Source organism: Streptosporangium sp. G11 (assembly GCF_051192615.1).
GTDB lineage: Bacteria > Actinomycetota > Actinomycetes > Streptosporangiales > Streptosporangiaceae > Streptosporangium.
This window is the reverse complement of record NZ_JBPJUQ010000029.1, coordinates 49,771-65,649: the sequence shown is the minus strand read 5'-3', so window position 1 is coordinate 65,649 and position 15,879 is coordinate 49,771. Positions and strand designations below refer to the sequence as shown.

The 15,879-nt window shown below is 69.4% G+C and carries 16 protein-coding genes; 6 read left to right on the top strand and 10 right to left on the bottom strand.

The genetic code is table 11. The features are described 5' to 3' along the window. Nucleotide 1: 1 nt before the first annotated feature. Nucleotides 2–670, bottom strand: a complete 669-nt coding sequence (locus ACSDR0_RS25460) for a response regulator transcription factor (RefSeq protein WP_435291394.1) — start codon at nucleotides 668–670, stop codon at nucleotides 2–4. Between the two features lie 178 nt (nucleotides 671–848). Here ACSDR0_RS25460 and ACSDR0_RS25455 point away from each other — a divergent pair, with 178 nt between their 5' ends. Continuing rightward, on the top strand, nucleotides 849–1,397 hold the full coding sequence (locus ACSDR0_RS25455; protein ID WP_435291393.1) for a hypothetical protein: 549 nt from the start codon (nucleotides 849–851) through the stop codon (nucleotides 1,395–1,397). Nucleotides 1,398–1,803: 406 nt separating this feature from the next. Here ACSDR0_RS25455 and ACSDR0_RS25450 read toward each other — a convergent pair whose 3' ends face one another. Both ACSDR0_RS25450 and ACSDR0_RS25445 read right to left on the bottom strand, forming a co-directional pair. After that, entirely contained in the window at nucleotides 1,804–2,895 is a 1,092-nt protein-coding gene (locus tag ACSDR0_RS25450; protein ID WP_435291392.1) for a hypothetical protein, read from the bottom strand. 195 nt (nucleotides 2,896–3,090) lie between these two features. Next, complete coding sequence (locus ACSDR0_RS25445) at nucleotides 3,091–3,570, bottom strand: hypothetical protein (RefSeq protein WP_435291391.1); 480 nt, start codon at nucleotides 3,568–3,570, stop codon at nucleotides 3,091–3,093. A 330-nt stretch (nucleotides 3,571–3,900) separates the two neighbouring features. Here ACSDR0_RS25445 and ACSDR0_RS25440 point away from each other — a divergent pair, with 330 nt between their 5' ends. Then, nucleotides 3,901–4,437 (top strand): peptidylprolyl isomerase, encoded by a 537-nt coding sequence (locus ACSDR0_RS25440; RefSeq protein ID WP_435291390.1) that lies wholly within the window; start codon nucleotides 3,901–3,903, stop codon nucleotides 4,435–4,437. Nucleotides 4,438–4,681: 244 nt separating this feature from the next. After that, on the top strand, nucleotides 4,682–5,557 hold the full coding sequence (locus ACSDR0_RS25435; protein ID WP_435291389.1) for a rhomboid family intramembrane serine protease: 876 nt from the start codon (nucleotides 4,682–4,684) through the stop codon (nucleotides 5,555–5,557). A 48-nt stretch (nucleotides 5,558–5,605) separates the two neighbouring features. On the opposite strand, the gene ACSDR0_RS25430 is transcribed toward ACSDR0_RS25435, so the two are convergent. Next, nucleotides 5,606–5,851: a cell division protein CrgA gene (locus tag ACSDR0_RS25430; protein WP_435291388.1), complete on the bottom strand. Its 246-nt coding sequence runs from the start codon at nucleotides 5,849–5,851 to the stop codon at nucleotides 5,606–5,608. Nucleotides 5,852–6,062: 211 nt separating this feature from the next. Between ACSDR0_RS25430 and ACSDR0_RS25425 the strand changes: the two genes are divergently transcribed. From ACSDR0_RS25425 to ACSDR0_RS25415, 3 genes are read left to right on the top strand one after another with little or no spacing between them, the layout of a single operon-like run. Further along, a complete protein-coding gene (locus ACSDR0_RS25425) occupies nucleotides 6,063–6,731 on the top strand; it encodes a class E sortase (RefSeq protein WP_435291387.1) in 669 nt (222 codons plus the stop codon). Between the two features lie 6 nt (nucleotides 6,732–6,737). After that, nucleotides 6,738–6,896 (top strand): hypothetical protein, encoded by a 159-nt coding sequence (locus ACSDR0_RS25420; RefSeq protein ID WP_435291386.1) that lies wholly within the window; start codon nucleotides 6,738–6,740, stop codon nucleotides 6,894–6,896. Next, nucleotides 6,893–7,465, top strand: coding sequence for an anthranilate synthase component II (locus tag ACSDR0_RS25415; protein ID WP_435291385.1), 573 nt, complete (start codon nucleotides 6,893–6,895; stop codon nucleotides 7,463–7,465). The genes ACSDR0_RS25420 and ACSDR0_RS25415 overlap by 4 nt, the downstream gene beginning before the upstream one ends. Before the next feature lie 271 nt (nucleotides 7,466–7,736). Here the strand turns inward: ACSDR0_RS25415 and pknB are convergent, their stop codons facing one another. The 6 genes from pknB to ACSDR0_RS25385 form a co-directional block, all read right to left on the bottom strand. Further along, a complete protein-coding gene (gene pknB, locus ACSDR0_RS25410; protein WP_435291384.1) occupies nucleotides 7,737–9,605 on the bottom strand; it encodes a Stk1 family PASTA domain-containing Ser/Thr kinase in 1,869 nt (622 codons plus the stop codon). A gap of 82 nt (nucleotides 9,606–9,687) precedes the next feature. Further along, the gene (locus tag ACSDR0_RS25405; protein WP_435291383.1) at nucleotides 9,688–11,262 is read right to left on the bottom strand and encodes a serine/threonine-protein kinase; all 1,575 of its coding nucleotides are present in this window, start codon (nucleotides 11,260–11,262) and stop codon (nucleotides 9,688–9,690) included. Further along, nucleotides 11,259–12,716 (bottom strand): peptidoglycan D,D-transpeptidase FtsI family protein, encoded by a 1,458-nt coding sequence (locus ACSDR0_RS25400; RefSeq protein WP_435291382.1) that lies wholly within the window; start codon nucleotides 12,714–12,716, stop codon nucleotides 11,259–11,261. The genes ACSDR0_RS25405 and ACSDR0_RS25400 overlap by 4 nt, the downstream gene beginning before the upstream one ends. Continuing rightward, complete coding sequence (locus ACSDR0_RS25395; protein ID WP_435291381.1) at nucleotides 12,713–14,092, bottom strand: FtsW/RodA/SpoVE family cell cycle protein; 1,380 nt, start codon at nucleotides 14,090–14,092, stop codon at nucleotides 12,713–12,715. Before ACSDR0_RS25395 ends, ACSDR0_RS25400 begins: the two co-directional genes overlap by 4 nt. 4 nt (nucleotides 14,093–14,096) lie before the next feature. Beyond that, the gene (locus tag ACSDR0_RS25390; RefSeq protein WP_435291380.1) at nucleotides 14,097–15,413 is read right to left on the bottom strand and encodes a PP2C family protein-serine/threonine phosphatase; all 1,317 of its coding nucleotides are present in this window, start codon (nucleotides 15,411–15,413) and stop codon (nucleotides 14,097–14,099) included. Next, nucleotides 15,410–15,877, bottom strand: coding sequence for an FHA domain-containing protein FhaB/FipA (locus ACSDR0_RS25385; RefSeq protein WP_435291379.1), 468 nt, complete (start codon nucleotides 15,875–15,877; stop codon nucleotides 15,410–15,412). Before ACSDR0_RS25385 ends, ACSDR0_RS25390 begins: the two co-directional genes overlap by 4 nt. Nucleotides 15,878–15,879: the final 2 nt, after the last annotated feature.

Here is a 15,879-nt window from a genome sequence, read left to right as displayed (position 1 = left end):
CTCAGGCCTCCAACCGGTAGCCGGCGCCGCGCACGGTCACCAGTGACGAGCGGCCGAACGGAGAGTCGATCTTGCGGCGCAGCGCGCTGACGTAGACCTCGATGATGTTCGGGTCGCCGTCGTAGGCGAAGTCCCACGCCTGGGCCAGCAACTCGCTCTTGGAGACTACCTCGCCCTGCCTGCGCGCCAGGCCGTGCAGGACCGCGAACTCCTTGGGGGTGAGGGCGATCTCCACATCACCCCGGCGGCAGCGGAGCCCGGCCGGGTCGACGGTCAGGTCGCCGACCACGATGGACACCGGCCTCGCCCCGCCGCCCCTGCGTACCAGCGCGCGCAGCCGGGCCAGCAGCACCACGTAGGAGAACGGTTTGGACAGGAAGTCGTCCGCGCCCGTGTCCAGGGCCTCGGCCTCGTCGTGCACCCCGTCCTTGGCGGTCAGCATCAGGATCGGCGTCCAGTTCTCCGCGTCGCGGAGCTTGGCGCAGACGGTGTAGCCGTTCATCCGGGGCAGCATGACGTCGAGCACGATCACGTCGTACGGGTTCTCGGTCGCCATCCACAATCCGTCGCGCCCGTCGTACGCGACGTCGACGGCGAACCCCTCGCCTGCCAGCCCCTCCTTCAAAAGATGGGCCAGGCGTTTCTCGTCCTCAACCAGCAGCACGCGCATGCCGTCCAGCCTGCCGTACCCCGCCTAAAGCCAACCTGAAGATGGTTTCCGGCGCCTTCAGCCTGGGTTCAGGGAGCGGGCGAGAACCTGTGGTCCGCAACACCGCACACCGGTCCGCTCACGCTCACCAGTCCGCTTGCCGATTCGTTCACCGATTCGTCTGACAAGGAGAACACCCATGCGTATTCGCATGCTCGCCGCCGCCGTGGTGACCGCTGGAGCCCTGATGGCCACGCTGACCGGAGCCGCCAGCGCCGACACGCCCACTCCCGCCCCCCTGCCCGGGGACAGCGTCGTGCTCGTCGACTGCGAGGGCGGCGGCCAGGTAACCCTGATGACGCGCCGGCTCACCGAGGCCGAGCGCGAGGAGCTGGAGAAGAGTGGAGCCGCTCTCGCGGTGCCCGCCCTCCCCGCCCTGCCGTCCGGGCAGACCGGCGGGTTCGGGAAGACCGAGGCCGGCCGCGTCACGATCGCCGAGGACGTCCTGGCGGTGAGGCCGGGCGAGGAGCCCCCCGCCCCGCCCAAGGACCTCAAGGTCATGACCGCACCCCTTCCCACCGGGGCCGTGAAGCCCGGGGAGCCCGGGGAGCCCGGGGCGACGGTCACGCTCTCCCGGGCCGTGCCCGCTCCCGACGGGGCCGCGGCCACCGAGGTCAGGGTGGAAGGCAAGCTCTCCGAAGGCGGCACGCCCAGCGTCACCTGCGTCAGCAAGGCCGAGGAGGAGTGACGTCGGGGGACGCCCCGAAGAGCCGAGGGGCGCCCCCGCGAAGACCTGCGAACCGGCCGGGCCTCCGTGCGGGAATGGCCCCGGCCGGTTCGCAGCCGGCTCGGAGATGATCCGGATGATCCGGGAAACCCGCGCGGAAACCCCGGCCGGTCCCGGGCCACCGGGCCACCGGGTCACCGGGGGCGACGACCGCGCGGGACCGCTCCGGGGAGTCCGCGCCGTATGGGGGTCGGCGCGGTTCGGTCTCCGGTGAAGGTCCCCGATGAAAGTTCCCGATGAAAGTCCCCGGTGAAGGTCTCCCACCGCACGGTTCTCCGGAGCCGGGAAGCAGGGGGCCGGTTTTCCGGGAGGGGGACAGATCTCGTGCGGGGATCAGTCCTCGGGAGAGCCGGCCCTCACGCGGTGATCAGCTCTCGGGGAAGGACGGGTGCGGGCCCACGGCCCAGTACTCGTACAGGCCGTAGCCGATCTGGTCGTCGTACTCGAAGCGGCCGACCGCGTCGACCATGCCCCACATCTTGGGGGCGTCCTCGGGCAGCGTGTGGGTGACGCCCTGGACCACCGGGCGGGGACCCTGGTACATGCCGTGCTTCCAATCCGATTCCAGGCCATATCCGGTGCCCACCATCAGGTGCACCGGGAGAATCGGGACGCAGCGCAGGTCGAAGGGCTTCCCGCCCGGCGGGGAGAAGGAGATCGTCGCCTCGCGCACCTCCCGGGTGCCGTCCACGTACGTCGGGCGGTACTCGGGACGTCCGAGATACTCCTCCTCGCCCTCCCTCGGGGATCCGAACCCCCACACGCGCACCGCCTCCTCCAGCAGCCGGCGGCCCTTCTCGTCCTCCTGGATGATGCACAGGATGGCGTGGTCGTCGAACCGGACAGGTGTGTAGAGCCAGTAGAAGGTGCCCGCGTTGCGCGCCTGGATGCCCGGCGGCTCGGGCTCGCCGACCGGGCGGATGCCCCACGAGCGGTCGCGGGCGCCCTGCCAGCGGTCGGGCGTGACCTCGACGCGCTCGTCGCCGATCAGGATGTGCCCGGTCCACCGGCCGGTCTGGGCCATCCGCGAGGAGTCGAACACCACGCGCTCCTGCCAGCGCAGGAAGTGCCGGGGTTCCAGCGTGGCCGGTACGGTGCCCTCCCAGGTGAGGTCGAAGGACAGGCCGTGCTCCGTGGGATCGAGCACCACCCGCAGCCGGCGCAGCCCCTCGATCACCTCGACCCTGAACGGGCCGACCCGCGTGTCCATCCGGTCGTCACCGAGCTCCCGGGAGGCCCGGACCACGCGGTGCAGGTTCCGGTACCGCACGCAGGCGAACGCGTCGGTGACCCCCAGGTTGGGATACTGGCCGAGTCCGACGATGAGCATCAGCTCGTCGGATCCGGAGTGGCAGTTGAAGTAGTAGCGGTCGTAGAAATTGCGGTCCGACGTCGTGACGTGCCGCATCACCTCGGGCGACTGGTGTACGGGATGGTCGTCGAGGGGCGACAGCGTCATCGGTGCTCCTTCGTGTCCGAGGAACACGTTCTAACAAGCGCTTGGGGATCGGTCAATGGCCCCCGGACGGCGGTACGGCCCGCACCTTCGCGGTGCGGGCCGTACTCCCGGCCGACGCCGTACGCCGTGTCCGGCCGTACGCCGTATCCGTTCGGCCGATCGGCACTCACTCGGCCGACCGGCGCGCTTCAGCCCCTAGGGCTGTCTCTTGGACGTGTGCGACGTGTGCTCCGCCCTGGCATCGGCCTTGGCGCCGACCTCGTCGGCCTTCGCCGTGGCGTTCTCCACCACGTCGGAGACCTTCCCTGCCGTCGCCTCCGTCTTCTGACCCACCCACTGGGACGCGTCGGAGGCGCTCTCCTTCAGCGTGTCGGCCCACTGGTCGGCGTTCCTGCGATACAGGACATAGCCCGCCGCCGCGATCGCGACGCCCGCGAACAGCAGGATCATCGGCGTCTTCCTGGACTTCGCGGGAGTGGGATCGATTCTCGCGGCGGCCTGGGACAGCGCGGCGCTGAGTTTCGGCGCGAGCTGTTCCTCGATCGAGTGCGCGGCGGCGTCAAGCCTCGGTGCCGCCCACCCACGTGCCACGATGATCTTCTCACTGGCCACGTCCCGGGCCTGTCCGGCCACTTCACGGGCGTGGCCTGCCACGTCGCGAGCCTGAACGGCCACGTCGTGTGCATGATGACTGGCCGCGTCACGGGCATGGCTGGCCATCGGGCCGACCCGATCCACGGCTCGGACGGCCTGAGCCTTCACGTGGCGCAGCCGCCTTTCCGGAGCCACGATCTTCATGTGGCGCTTTCCAAACAGTGCTAGAGGCACAACAACCTCCCCATTCGTTGGGGCCCCGTCGCCACCCCTTCCCGCTCGAAGGCGGCTCAATCATGACGGCCCGTGGGAGGATGCTTGGCGATGCGGCTACGGCCGAAATCGTCAAAGTGCCATAAAAGCAATACGTTGCACAGGTATTGCCTACGACCTGAAGGGGGCAGTCCGATCATGGCTGAGAAGTTGATCGCGAACCTCAAAACCAACCGCGGTAGCGTGAAGGTCCAGCTTTTCCCGGATCACGCGCCCAAGACCGTGAGTAACTTCGTCGAGCTCGCCGAGGGCACCCGCGAGTGGGAGCACCCGGAGACCGGCCAGAAGTCCAACGCCAAGCTGTACGACGGCACGATCTTCCACCGGGTCATCGCGGGATTCATGATCCAGGGTGGCGACCCGCTGGGACAGGGCGTCGGCGGCCCCGGCTACAAGTTCGACGACGAGATCCACCCGGACCTCTACTTCAACCGTCCGTACCTGCTCGCCATGGCCAACGCCGGCGTCCAGTTCGGCCGCGGCACCAACGGCTCGCAGTTCTTCATCACGGTGGTGCCCACGCCGCACCTCAACGGCAAGCACACCATCTTCGGCGAGGTGATCGAGGGCCAGGACGTCATCGACGCCATCGCCAAGACCGACACCGACGCCCGTGACAGGCCCACGACTCCCGTGGTCCTGGAGTCGGTGACCATCGAGCGCGTCCAGAGCTGATCTCTCGCCCGGCGGCCTCCCTCGGAGGCCGCCGTTCGCGTTCCCGCCCGGTTCCCGCCCGGCGCTTTTCGGCTCTTTTGGCCCTGGTTTCCCGGGCTCGACCGTCCCGGGGCCGCCTCACCGTGAGCCCGTGCTCCGGTCGGTGCGGCGCGGCGGCGCCATTCGCGGGTGTACGGGTGCTCGGGATGGTGAATAGGCTGGCAGTCTGTGGATAACAGAACGCTCGAAGGGGCCAGCCACACACATGACCACCCAGCCGTCCAACGAGCCCAACACCGTTGTCCCCACCTGCTACCGGCATCCAGGACGTGAGACCTACGTCCGCTGCCAGCGCTGTGACCGTCCCATCTGCCCCGACTGCATGCGCGACGCCTCGGTGGGCTTCCAGTGCCCCGAGTGCGTGGCCGAGGGAAGCAAGGGGATGCGGCAGGCGCAGTCCGTGTTCGGCGGCCGGGCGGTCACCACGCCCCGGGTCACCTGGGCATTGTTGATCATCAACGTCCTGGCGTACGCCGTCGAGACCGTGAACACCAACTGGGTGCTGGCCAACTTCACGATGAACGCGTACGAGGTCGGCTACCACGGCGAGTGGTGGCGCCTGGTCACCGGCGCCTTCCTGCACCAGCCGCTGGGCGGTTCCAGCTGGGCCCTGACCCACATCCTGTTCAACATGTGGGCCCTCTACGCCATCGGCCCCGAGCTGGAGCGGCGCCTGGGGTCGGCCAGGTTCCTGACGCTGTATCTCCTCGCCGCGCTCGGCGGATCCGTCGCGATCTACCTGTTCGGCATCGCCGCGGTCGGCGCCTCGGGCGCGATCTACGGCATGTTCGGCGCGCTGTTCGTGCTCGCCAAGAAGCTCGGCTACAACGCCCAGGGCGTGCTCTGGCTGATCGGCGCCAACGCCCTGATCACCTTCGTGGTCCCCGGCATCAGCTGGCAGGGACACCTCGGTGGCCTGATCGCCGGCACCCTGGTCGCCGCGATCTTCGCCTTCGCCCCCGCCAGGAACCGCAGCGCAATCCAGTGGGGAGGCTGCGCGGCGGTGCTGATCATCCTGGTTGGGCTCGTGCTGGGGCTGCCGCCGTTCGCCGTCCAGGCCGAACTCGGGGTCTTCGGTTGATCCACACCCTGATGCTTCCCCAGGGTGTGGATAATGCCTGTGGAAAAGCTAACGCCACCGGGTGGACAGGACCACCCCGAGGATGATGAACGCGAACCCGACCAGCAGGTTCCAGTTCTGGAGGTCGCCGAGAAGGGGCGCGTTGGGCGCCACGTAATAGACGGCGATCCACAGAATGCCGACGATCCAGCAGGTCACCATGACCGGCGCCAACCAGCGCGGGCTGACCTTGATCTGCTGTGTCGTCTGCGGCGGAGTGTAGACCGGCTTCTTGCGAGTCTTGGGCTTGGGCACTGGGGTTCTTCTCCTGCGTCAACCCTGCGCGATCTGGATCGTGCGCAGGCCGTGTCGATTAGCGTAGTCGCTAGTGGGTGAAGTCCCGTGTAAGGATAGTCCGCGCAGGTGGACCATGGCGATTCCGCGGGGCACCATCCTGTGGCAAATGTTACGCCGGGCCCGTGATCCGGCTCGCCGCGCAGGCCTTTTCCGTCACTATCCTGCCCCCATGAGGGCAGCGCTGAGGGCTCTGGGCGACCTGAGCGTCACCGCTGGGCTGGTCATCCTTCTCTTCTGCGCCTACCTGCTGTGGGGGACCGGCTCCTACACCGCCGAGCAGCAGGCGCTGCTGCTCAGGGAACTCCTGGACAGGGAGATCCCGCCGGGCGGAGAGACCGGAGGTCGGCGGGGCAGGCCGGCGCCGGTCCGGCTGGGCGGGGCGTTGGCGATGCTGGCGATCCCCAGGCTCGGTGACGACTACCGGTACGCCATCGTGGAAGGTGTCGACCAGGATCGGCTGCGGATGGGCCCGGGACACTATCCCGGCACCGCCATGCCAGGAAAAATCGGCAATTTTGTACTTTCGGGGCATCGAACCACCTATGCCGCCCCCTTCAACCGCATCGACGAGCTTCGCCGGGGCGATCTCATCCTGGTCGACACCCGCGAGGCCCGATACACCTACCGCGTCACCGACAAGCGCGTCGTCGCCCCCACCGAGCTCAGCGTGGTCGCCCCGGTTCCCGACAGGCCGGGCCGCGAACCGACCAGAGCGCTGATCACCCTGTCCACCTGCCACCCGGAGTACTCGGCCAGCCAGCGGCTCGTCGTCTTCGGCGAGCTGGAAGGGCGCGAGAACCACCTCGTACGGCCGCGAGCAGGATCGGCGGAAAGGTAAGGTCCCATGTACGGCTGGATCTGGCGGCTGCTTCCCGGAAACCGCGTGACCAGGGTGCTCACAGCCCTGGTGCTGGCCGGGCTGGTCGCGGCCGTACTCTGGTATGTCGTGTTCCCCTGGATCGAACCCCGCATCTCCCTCGACCTGACCACCGTGGGCCGATGAGCCGCGTCCTCGTCGTCGACAACCACGACAGCTTCGTCCACACCATCGTCCAGTATCTCCGCGAGCTCGGCGCCACCTGCGACGTGCGCCCGCGCGACCGGGTCGCGGTCGAGGACACCCGAGGCTTCGACGGGGTCCTGATCAGCCCCGGCCCCGGCACCCCGGAGGACGCGGGGGTCAGCGTCCCGCTCGTCGGCCACTGCGAGGCCCGGGGCATCCCGCTGCTCGGCGTCTGCCTCGGGCACCAGGCCATCGCCATCGCCCACGGGGCGACCGTGGGGCGGGCGCCCGAACTGGTGCACGGCCGCACCAGCGCGATCGAGCACGACGGGCAGGGCGTCTTCGCCGGCCTGCCGTCGCCGGTGACCATGACGCGCTACCACTCGCTGGCGGTCCTGCCCGGTACGGTTCCCGACATCCTCAAGGTCACCGCGACCACCGACGACGGTGTGATCATGGGCCTGCGCCACCGCACCGCCCCCGTCGAGGGCGTGCAGTTCCACCCCGAATCGGTGATCTCAGAACACGGTCATCGGCTGCTCGGAAATTGGCTCGAAAGATTGTTGTAACGCGGAGCCCATCCTGAACGATTGACCAGTGAGAGTCCTTCCGCCATCGCCCCCGAGTGGCGGAAGGACTCTTCCCCGTTTCCGGGCCTCCCGGTGTCCCCGCTTCCCGGATGCCCCAGCGGGCGAACCCGCGCGAACCCGCGCGACGTTGCCGCTGAAGCCGCGAAAACCATGAGAACGCGCCGAAACGCGCCGGAACGGGCGAGGGCGGGCGGGGCGGAAACGAGGAAGGCCCCCGCGAGATCGCGAGGGCCTCCGTCAGGTGCTCCGGTCAGTTCCCGTCGGGCTGTGCCTCATCGAAGATCGTGCCTTCGTCGGGATCCGTGGGCATGGTCTCCTCCTCCGTCGGCTCATCCGGAACGGTCGGCTGCTCATCCGGAACGGTCGGCTGCTCGGTCGGCTCGGGCGGCGCCCCGCTCGACACGATCAGCGTGATGGTCGTCCCCGGCTGATACTTGCCGCCCGCCTCGGGAGACTGGCTCAGCACGGTGTCCTTGGGCAGGTCGCTCGGCTGCTCAACGATCTTCCACTTGAAGCCCGCGTCCTTGAGCGCGTTCTTGGCGTCCCCGACCGTGAGGTTCACCACGGCCGGGACCTCCACCGCCTCCTTGGGGATGTAGATCCGGACGGTGCTGCCCTTGTTGACCTTCCTACCTGCCTCGGGCACGCTCTCGAAGACGATCCCCTGCTTGCGGCTGGAGGCCTTGGTCTGCAGGCTGGCCTTGAAGCCGGCGTCCTCAAGGGCCTGCTTGGCGTCGTCCGCGGTCATGTTGACCACGACGGGCACCTCGACCTTCTCGATGCCCTTGGAGACCCTGAGCGTCACCTCGGCGTTCTTCTCGACCTCGGTGTCGGCCGCGGGATCGGTCTCGATCACCGACCCCTTCGGGATCTCCTCGTCGAACGCCTGGACCGCCTTCACCTTCAGGCCGAGGTCGGTCAGCGTCTTGGTCGCCGCCTCCTCGGTCTGCGAGGCCAGCGCGGGGATCTTCACCTTGCCGGTGTCGGTGGGGGTGCCCGGCGAGCTGAGGAACATGTAACCGACGCCGATGAAGGCACCGATCACCAGCAGCGGGATGAGGATCCACGCCGCGGTCTTGACCGCGGTGTTCCCGCCGCTCTGTTGCCGGCGCCGGCCGCGCTCGCCGGTGCGCCCGCCGCCCTCCTCGCCGTACTCGTACGCCGGGACGGCGGTGGTGCGCTGGGTGGCCGGGCCGCCGGGCCCGGGAGCCTGCATCGTCCGGGTGGCCGAGCCGTAGTTGTTGTTGGCGCTCAGGGCCATCGTCTGGGCGTCCGTCGGGATGCCGGACATCGCCCGCTGGAGGTCGGCCCGCATCTCCCCGGCGCTCTGGTAGCGGTGCGCCGGGTCCTTGGCCATCGCCTTGAGCACGATGGCGTCGGCCCACGGCGGGATGTCATGGTCGATCTGCGACGGCGGGATCGGGTCCTCGCGCACGTGCTGGTACGCGATCGCGACCGGGGAGTCACCGGTGAACGGCGGCTGCCCGGTCAGCAGTTCGTACAGCACGCAGCCGGTGGAGTAGAGGTCGCTGCGGGCGTCGACCCGCTCGCCCCTGGCCTGCTCCGGCGAGAGGTACTGGGCGGTTCCGATCACCTGGGCGGTCTGCGTCATGGTCGCGGCCGAGTCGGCCATCGCGCGGGCGATGCCGAAGTCCATGACCTTCACGTCACCGTTGCGAGTGATCATGACGTTCGCGGGCTTGATGTCGCGGTGGACGATGCCGCCGCGGTGGCTGTAGTCCAGCGCCCGCAGGATCCCGTCGACCAGCTCGGCGGCGCGCTCGGGCAGCAGCCGCCGGTCGGCCCGGAGCAGGTCGCGCAGCGTGCGGCCGTCGACGTACTCCATCACGATGTAGGGCACCGGCGCGCCCTCGGAGACGTCCTCGCCGGTGTCGTAGACCGCGACGATGGACGGGTGGTTCAGTGACGCAGCGGACTGCGCCTCCCGGCGGAAACGCGCCTGGAAGACGTGATCCCTGGCCAGGTCCGCGCGGAGGGTCTTGATGGCGACGATCCGATCCAGCCGGATGTCTCGGGCGCGATAGACCTCGGCCATGCCGCCACGCCCGACGACGCCGTCAAGCTCGTAGCGATCGCCGAGGCGTCGGGGCTGAGTCATTTCCTGCACTGTCCCTTACCGTTCATCTTGGGTGCCGGTGAGCTCTTGGGCCACCGGTGTCCATCATCGACCCGTTGCCGCATCACGTCTCCTCATTCGGCGGGTCTGTGTCGCCGGGTTCAGGAGTTGTGCTCGGTGGTGTGGGGCTCGGTGTCACCGTCGGGGTGGTGGGTGTCGGGGTGGGAGTCGTCGGGCTGGGGCTGGGCGGTGGCGACGTACTCGGCCTTACGGTGGGCGTGGCCGATGTGCTTACCGTAGCCGACGGCGTGGCCGAGGGGCGGGCCGACTTCGTCGGCGAGAGCGGTGGTCTGCTCGTCGGGGTCTTGCTTCTGGCCGGCCTGGCCGTGGGCGACTTGGTGGCCGGGCTCGACCGTACGGCCGGCCCTCCCGGCTCGCTGTCGCCGGGCTGGTTCGCCAGCTCGCGGACCGCCAGGGTGCCCAGCCCGACCGCGGCGGCGCACCCCGCGACCGCGGCGACGATCACCGTCGTCCTGCGCAGGCCGCGGCCTCCGCGACGCACCGGGGTGGCGCCCGGCGGAGTCGGGCCCGCTCCGGATCCCTCACCGGAACCAGGTCCGTTACCGGAACCAGGTCCGTTACCGGGACCGGAACCCGCGCCGGAACCACCGCCGAAACCGGAACCCGCGCCGGAACCACCGCCCACGCCGGAGCCCGTGCCCTGACCGGGACCGGTCCCCGCACCCGCTCCGAAGCCCGCGCCCCGGCCGGGTTCGGGCCGGAGGGGGGCGGCCAGGGCGGAGGTGATCTCCTGAGGCCACTCGGTCGCGGGCTCCGCGCGCCAGCCCACGGGGTCGGTGAGCATGCCGAGACCGGTGGCACCGGTGCTGCTCAGCGCGTCGAGCAGCACGTCCGCCCGCTCCGACAGCTCCCTGGCACCGGCCGGGCGCCGCAGCGGGTCCTTGGACAGGCACGCCATGACCAGGCCGCGGACCGCGGGCGGGACGCTCTCCGGCAGCGGCGGCGGGGGCTCGCCGATGTGCATGAGGGCGATCGCCACCTGCGTCTCGGCGCGGAACGGCGCACGGCCCGCCAGGCACTCGTAGGCGACCACCCCGAGCGAGTAGATGTCGGTGGCGGGCGTCAGCGGCTCGCCCGACGCCTGCTCGGGACTGACGTACTGCGCGGTGCCCATCAGGATGCCCGTCTGGGTGACCGGCACGGCCTCCAGCAACCTGGCGATGCCGAAGTCTGTGATCTTTATCACGCCCGCCTCGGTCACCAGGAGGTTCCCGGGCTTGATGTCCCTGTGGATGATCCCCGCGCGGTGCGCGGCGTGCAGGCCCATGGCGGTCTGGCGGATCACGTCGAGGGTGATCTCGGGGCTCAGCGCCCCGTCACGGGCCAGGATGCCGGCCAGGGACTGTCCGGGCACCAGCTCCATCACCAGGTAGGCGACGCCGCCGCCCTCGCCGTAGTCGTAGACCTGCGCGATGCCCGGATCGGACAGCCCGGCCGCGATGCGCGCCTCGGAGCGGAACCGCAGGCGAAAGGCCGGATCCTCCGCCACGTGCGGGCGCAGCAGCTTCACGGCGACCTCACGGCCGAGCAGTTCGTCCTTGGCCCGCCACACCTCACCCATGCCGCCCGACGCGATCCGCCCCAGCGGGCGGTACCGGCCCCCGAGCAACGCGGTCATCTACCCAGCACCGCTTCCATCACCTTCTTGGCGATCGGGGCGGCGGTCTGCCCACCGGAGGCGTCGCTGCCGGCGCTCCCGGACTCCACGATCAGCGCGACGGCGACCTTGGGGTCCTCCGCGGGGGCGAAGGAGATGAACCACGCGTGCGGGTCACGGCCCTCGGAGGTCTCGGCGGTGCCGGTCTTGCCGCCGACCGTCACACCCGGGATCTGCGCCGCGCTGGCCGTGCCCTTGTTGACGACGTTGACCATCATCTCCTGGAGCTTGCGCGCGCTGTCCTCGCTCATCGCGGTGTCCAGTTCGTCGGGGTTGGCGCTGTCGACCTCGCCACCCTCGGCGTCCGCGATCTTGTTCACCAGGTACGGCTTCATGACCACGCCGTTGTTGGCGATGCCGGCGGCGATCATGGCCATCTGCAGCGGGGTCATCTGGTTGCTGCGCTGGCCGATCGAGGCCTGGGCGAGGGCCGCCTGGTCCTCCTCGGGGCCGATGCCGCTGCCCGCGACCGGCAGGGGGATCTCGATCGGATCTCCGCCGATGCCGAACTTCAGGGCCTGGTCGCGCAGGGCGTCGTAGCCGAGGTCCATCGCGATCTTGCCGAACGGGGTGTTGCAGGACTTCTCCAGCGCGAACGACAGCGTCACCCGCCCGGCACCGCACGCCGCGCCGCCGTAGTTGGGCAGGTCGGCGGTGGTGTTGGGCAGGTCCAGCCGCTGCGGGGCGTCGACCTGGGTCTCCGGGCCCACGGTGTCGTCGCTCTCCAGGTACGCGGCGGTGGTGACGACCTTGAAGGTCGAGCCCGGCGGGTAGGTGCGCTCGATGGCCCGGTTGACCAGCGGCTTGTCCTCGTCCTTGTCCAGCTTGTTGTAGGCCTTGTTGACGTCTTCCTTGTTGGGCTTGGACAGCAGGTTGGGGTCGTAGGTGGGGATCGAGACCATGGCGAGGATCGCCCCGGTCTTCGGCTCGATCGCGACCAGCGCGCCCTTCCTGCCGCTCTCTCCCAGCGCCTTGTAGGCCGCCTCCTGCGCCCGGGGGTTGATCGTCAGGTCGACGTTGGCACCCCTGGACTGCTTGGCGGTGAACAGGTCGATGCTGCGCCGGATCAGCAGGTCGGCGCTGGTGCCGTTGAGGAGGCTGTTCTCGGCCCGCTCCATGTCGCGCTCGCTCTCGGGCGCGAAGAACCCGGTGATGGGGGCGTAGAGCTTGCCCTCGGGGTAGCGCCGCTGGAAGCGGAACTCGAGGTCGCCGGTGTCGACCGACTCGGCGAGGACCTTGTCGCCCGCGGTGATGCGGCCGCGCTCGACCTCGTAGCGCGCGTAGAAGTTCCGGGTGTTGCGCGAGTCGTCGCGCAGCTCCTCCGCCCGCACGGCCTGCAGGTAGTTCACATTGATCATAAGTAGGCCGAACATGAGCAGGCAGGCAAGGGCGGCGCGCTTGAGGGGACCGTTCATCGCTGGAACACCTGCGTCATTCCTTCGTCCTGGATGGCCTGGGGCGGAGGCTTCCTCGCCGTATCCGACATGCGTACCAGAAGCGCGATAAGGATCCAGTTGGCCAGCAGCGCCGATCCGCCCTGGGACATGAACGGGGTGACCAGACCGGTCAGCGGGATGAGGTTGGTCACGCCGCCCACGATGATGAAGACCTGCCAGGCGAGGATGAACGACAGGCCGCCCGCCAGCAGCTTGGAGAACGGCTCGCGGGCCGCGATCGAGGTGCGCAGGCCGCGCTCCACCAGCAGGGCGTAGACCATCAGCAGGGCCATGAGCCCGGTCAGGCCGAGCTCCTCGCCGGCGGCGGTGAAGATGAAGTCGGAGAAGGCCAGCGGAATCTCGTCGGGGTGGCCCTGGCCGAGCCCGGTGCCGAGCACACCGCCCTGCCCCATGGCGAACAGGCCCTGCATGAGCTGGTAGCTGCCGCCGAACTCGCGGTCGTACAGCGCCGGGTTCTCCGGGTCGAGGAAGACCTCGAAGCGGGCCGCGACGTGGTCGAAGAGCAGCCCCGCCAGGACCGCGCCGCCGACGAAGAGCAGGATGCCGATGAGCACCCACGAGGTGCGCTGGGTGGCGATGTAGAGCATCGCGATGAACGTGCCGAAGATCAGCAGCGAGGAGCCGAGGTCCTTCTGCAGGATCAGCACGCCCAGGCTGAGGCCCCAGGTGATGAGGACCGGGCCCAGGTCGCGGGCCCGGGGCAGGTCGATGAAGAGCAGCCGCCGCCCCGCCAGGGCCAGCACGTCGCGCTTGGCGACCAGGTAGCCGGCGAAGAAGACGACCAGGGCGAGCTTGGTGAACTCCGCGGGCTGGAGCGTGAAGCCGGCGATGCCGATCCAGATGCGCGCGCCGTTGATCTCCTGGCCGATGAACGGCAGCAGCGGCGAGACCAGCAGGGCCAGGCCGACGGCGCCCATGGTGTAGGTCAGACGCTGCAGCGCGCGGTGGTCGCGCAGCACGATCAGCGTCACGGAGAACATCACGACTCCGACGGCGGTCCAGAGAAGCTGGTTGGTCGCCGAGGCCCCCGGCATGCCGGACGCCTCGAGCCGGTAGATGATCACCAGCCCGATGCCGTTGACCAGTGTCACCAGCGGCAGGATCAGCGGGTCGGCCCAGGGGGCGAACTTGGCCAGGACCAGGTAGGCGGCCAGCATGAGGCCGCCCAGGCCGAGGCCGTAGGTGACCATTCCGGAGGGGATCTGCTTGTCGAGGGCCAACCCCACGTTGGCGTACGCCAGCATCACGATGGCGACCGCGAATGCGAGCATCGCCAACTGGGCCACCCGCCGTTTGGCGGGAAGCAGGACCGGCTCGGCGCTAGGGGTGCTCATGTGTTTACTGTGACCTTGTGGGTTCGGGAGCCCTGGCGGGCGCGGAGGACGCGGAGGCGCTCGGGGATGCGGTCGGTTCGTCCTTCCCGTCGGGTTTGGGCTTGGCCGCGGACGTCTTCAGCTCTTCGATCTTCTTCAGGCCCGCCTCGACGGTGGGGACGGGGATGCCGTCGCGGACCTGGCCCTGCTGGAACGCGCCGAGGGTGGTGATCGATTCCGCGGTGCTCTGGGCGACGTCGAAGAGCTCGAAGGGGCCCAGGTTGGTCTTCACGCCCTGGAAGACCACGATCTCGTTGCCCTTGGCCCCCACGAAGTACTGGTCCTCCAGCCATTGCCCGCCGAAATACCAGCCCAAGCCGCCCCCGATGACGACGACGCCGCCGGCCACGGTCAGGAGAGGCCACAGCCGGCGGCGTTTGGCCGGTCGGGCCGCGGCCCTGATGACCGGCTCGTCGATGTCGTCGTCGTCGGAGATGACGGGCTGCGGCATGGTGACCGCGCTGGCGCGGCCCGCCGGGGTGTCCGGCGGCTGTGACCGCGGCATGCTGGAACCGGCGGCGCCGACCACGGCCGCGTCGGTGCGCGGGACGTGGGCCTCGTCCACCTCCAGTACGTCGGCGAGGACGCAGGTGATGTTGTCGGGACCGCCGCCCCGGTTGGCCAGGTCGATGAGGGTGCGGACCACCCCGTCGGGGTCTTCGATCGTGGAGAGCGTGTGGTGCAGGGTCTCCGCGCTCACCACCCCGGACAGGCCGTCGGAGCAGAGCAGGTAGCGGTCGCCGATCTGGGCCTCGCGCAGGGACAGGTCGGGGTCGACCTCGCCGCTGCCGTCGAGTGCCCGCAACAGGATCGACCGCTGGGGGTGGGTGGCGGCCTCGTCCTGGGTGATCCGGCCGTCGTCCACCAGTGACTGCACGAGGGTGTGGTCGTGAGTGATCTGGTAGAGCTCTCCGGCGCGCAGCAGGTAGGCCCGTGAGTCGCCGACGTGGACCAGGGCGACCCTCGTCCCCGACCAGAGCATGGCGGTGAGGGTGGTGCCCATGCCCTTGAGGCTGGGATCGCGGCCCACCATCTCGTGCAGCTTGCGGTTGGCGTCGCGTACCGCCGCCTCGATGGCACTGAGCAGGTCACCTCCCTGGGCGTCGGCGTCGAGCGAGGACATCGCGGCGATGGCGACCGAGCTGGCCACCTCGCCGTGTGCGTGGCCGCCCATGCCGTCCGCGACGGCGAGCAGGCGGCCGCTGGCGTAGGCGGAGTCCTCGTTGCCTTCGCGGAGGAGGCCGACGTCAGAGCGGGCGGCGTAACGGAGTGCGATGGTCATTTGCGCAATTCGATGACGGTCTTGCCAATGCGGATCGGAACACCGAGCGGCACCGGAGTCGGACGGGTGACTTTGGAGCGGTCAAGATACGTGCCGTTGGTCGAGCCGAGATCTTCCACGATCCACTGACCGTCCTGGGGGAAGAGCCGGGCGTGCCGGCTGGAGGCGTAGTCGTCGCTGACTACCAGCGTCGCGTCGTTCGCCCGGCCGATGGTGATGGGGGTCTCCGAGAGGGTAATGGTGGTGCCTTGGAGGGGACCACCGGTGACGACCATCTCCCGTGGTTCCCCCTTCTTGGATTTGGCCGTGGGCTTCACCGGCTTCGGGGCCTTGCGCGCGGGGGCGGCGGCGGCCGTACGTGATCCGAACAAGTCTGTCCGGATCACACCGACCGCGGCAATCACGAAGAACCACAGCACCGCGAGGAAGGCGAGCCGGATCAGCAGCAGCGTGAGCTCGGACATGG

Bases quoted from the DNA above. Each gene is read 5' to 3' on its own strand.
- ACSDR0_RS25460 (WP_435291394.1), bottom strand. From the start codon at position 670: ATGCGCGTGCTGCTGGTTGAGGACGAGAAACGCCTGGCCCATCTTTTG.
- ACSDR0_RS25455 (WP_435291393.1), top strand. From the start codon at position 849: ATGCGTATTCGCATGCTCGCCGCCGCCGTGGTGACCGCTGGAGCCCTG.
- ACSDR0_RS25450 (WP_435291392.1), bottom strand. From the start codon at position 2,895: ATGACGCTGTCGCCCCTCGACGACCATCCCGTACACCAGTCGCCCGAG.
- ACSDR0_RS25440 (WP_435291390.1), top strand. From the start codon at position 3,901: ATGGCTGAGAAGTTGATCGCGAACCTCAAAACCAACCGCGGTAGCGTG.
- ACSDR0_RS25435 (WP_435291389.1), top strand. From the start codon at position 4,682: ATGACCACCCAGCCGTCCAACGAGCCCAACACCGTTGTCCCCACCTGC.
- ACSDR0_RS25425 (WP_435291387.1), top strand. From the start codon at position 6,063: ATGAGGGCAGCGCTGAGGGCTCTGGGCGACCTGAGCGTCACCGCTGGG.
- ACSDR0_RS25420 (WP_435291386.1), top strand. From the start codon at position 6,738: ATGTACGGCTGGATCTGGCGGCTGCTTCCCGGAAACCGCGTGACCAGG.
- ACSDR0_RS25415 (WP_435291385.1), top strand. From the start codon at position 6,893: ATGAGCCGCGTCCTCGTCGTCGACAACCACGACAGCTTCGTCCACACC.
- pknB (WP_435291384.1), bottom strand. From the start codon at position 9,605: ATGACTCAGCCCCGACGCCTCGGCGATCGCTACGAGCTTGACGGCGTC.
- ACSDR0_RS25405 (WP_435291383.1), bottom strand. From the start codon at position 11,262: ATGACCGCGTTGCTCGGGGGCCGGTACCGCCCGCTGGGGCGGATCGCG.
- ACSDR0_RS25400 (WP_435291382.1), bottom strand. From the start codon at position 12,716: ATGAACGGTCCCCTCAAGCGCGCCGCCCTTGCCTGCCTGCTCATGTTC.
- ACSDR0_RS25395 (WP_435291381.1), bottom strand. From the start codon at position 14,092: ATGAGCACCCCTAGCGCCGAGCCGGTCCTGCTTCCCGCCAAACGGCGG.
- ACSDR0_RS25390 (WP_435291380.1), bottom strand. From the start codon at position 15,413: ATGACCATCGCACTCCGTTACGCCGCCCGCTCTGACGTCGGCCTCCTC.
- ACSDR0_RS25385 (WP_435291379.1), bottom strand. From the start codon at position 15,877: ATGTCCGAGCTCACGCTGCTGCTGATCCGGCTCGCCTTCCTCGCGGTG.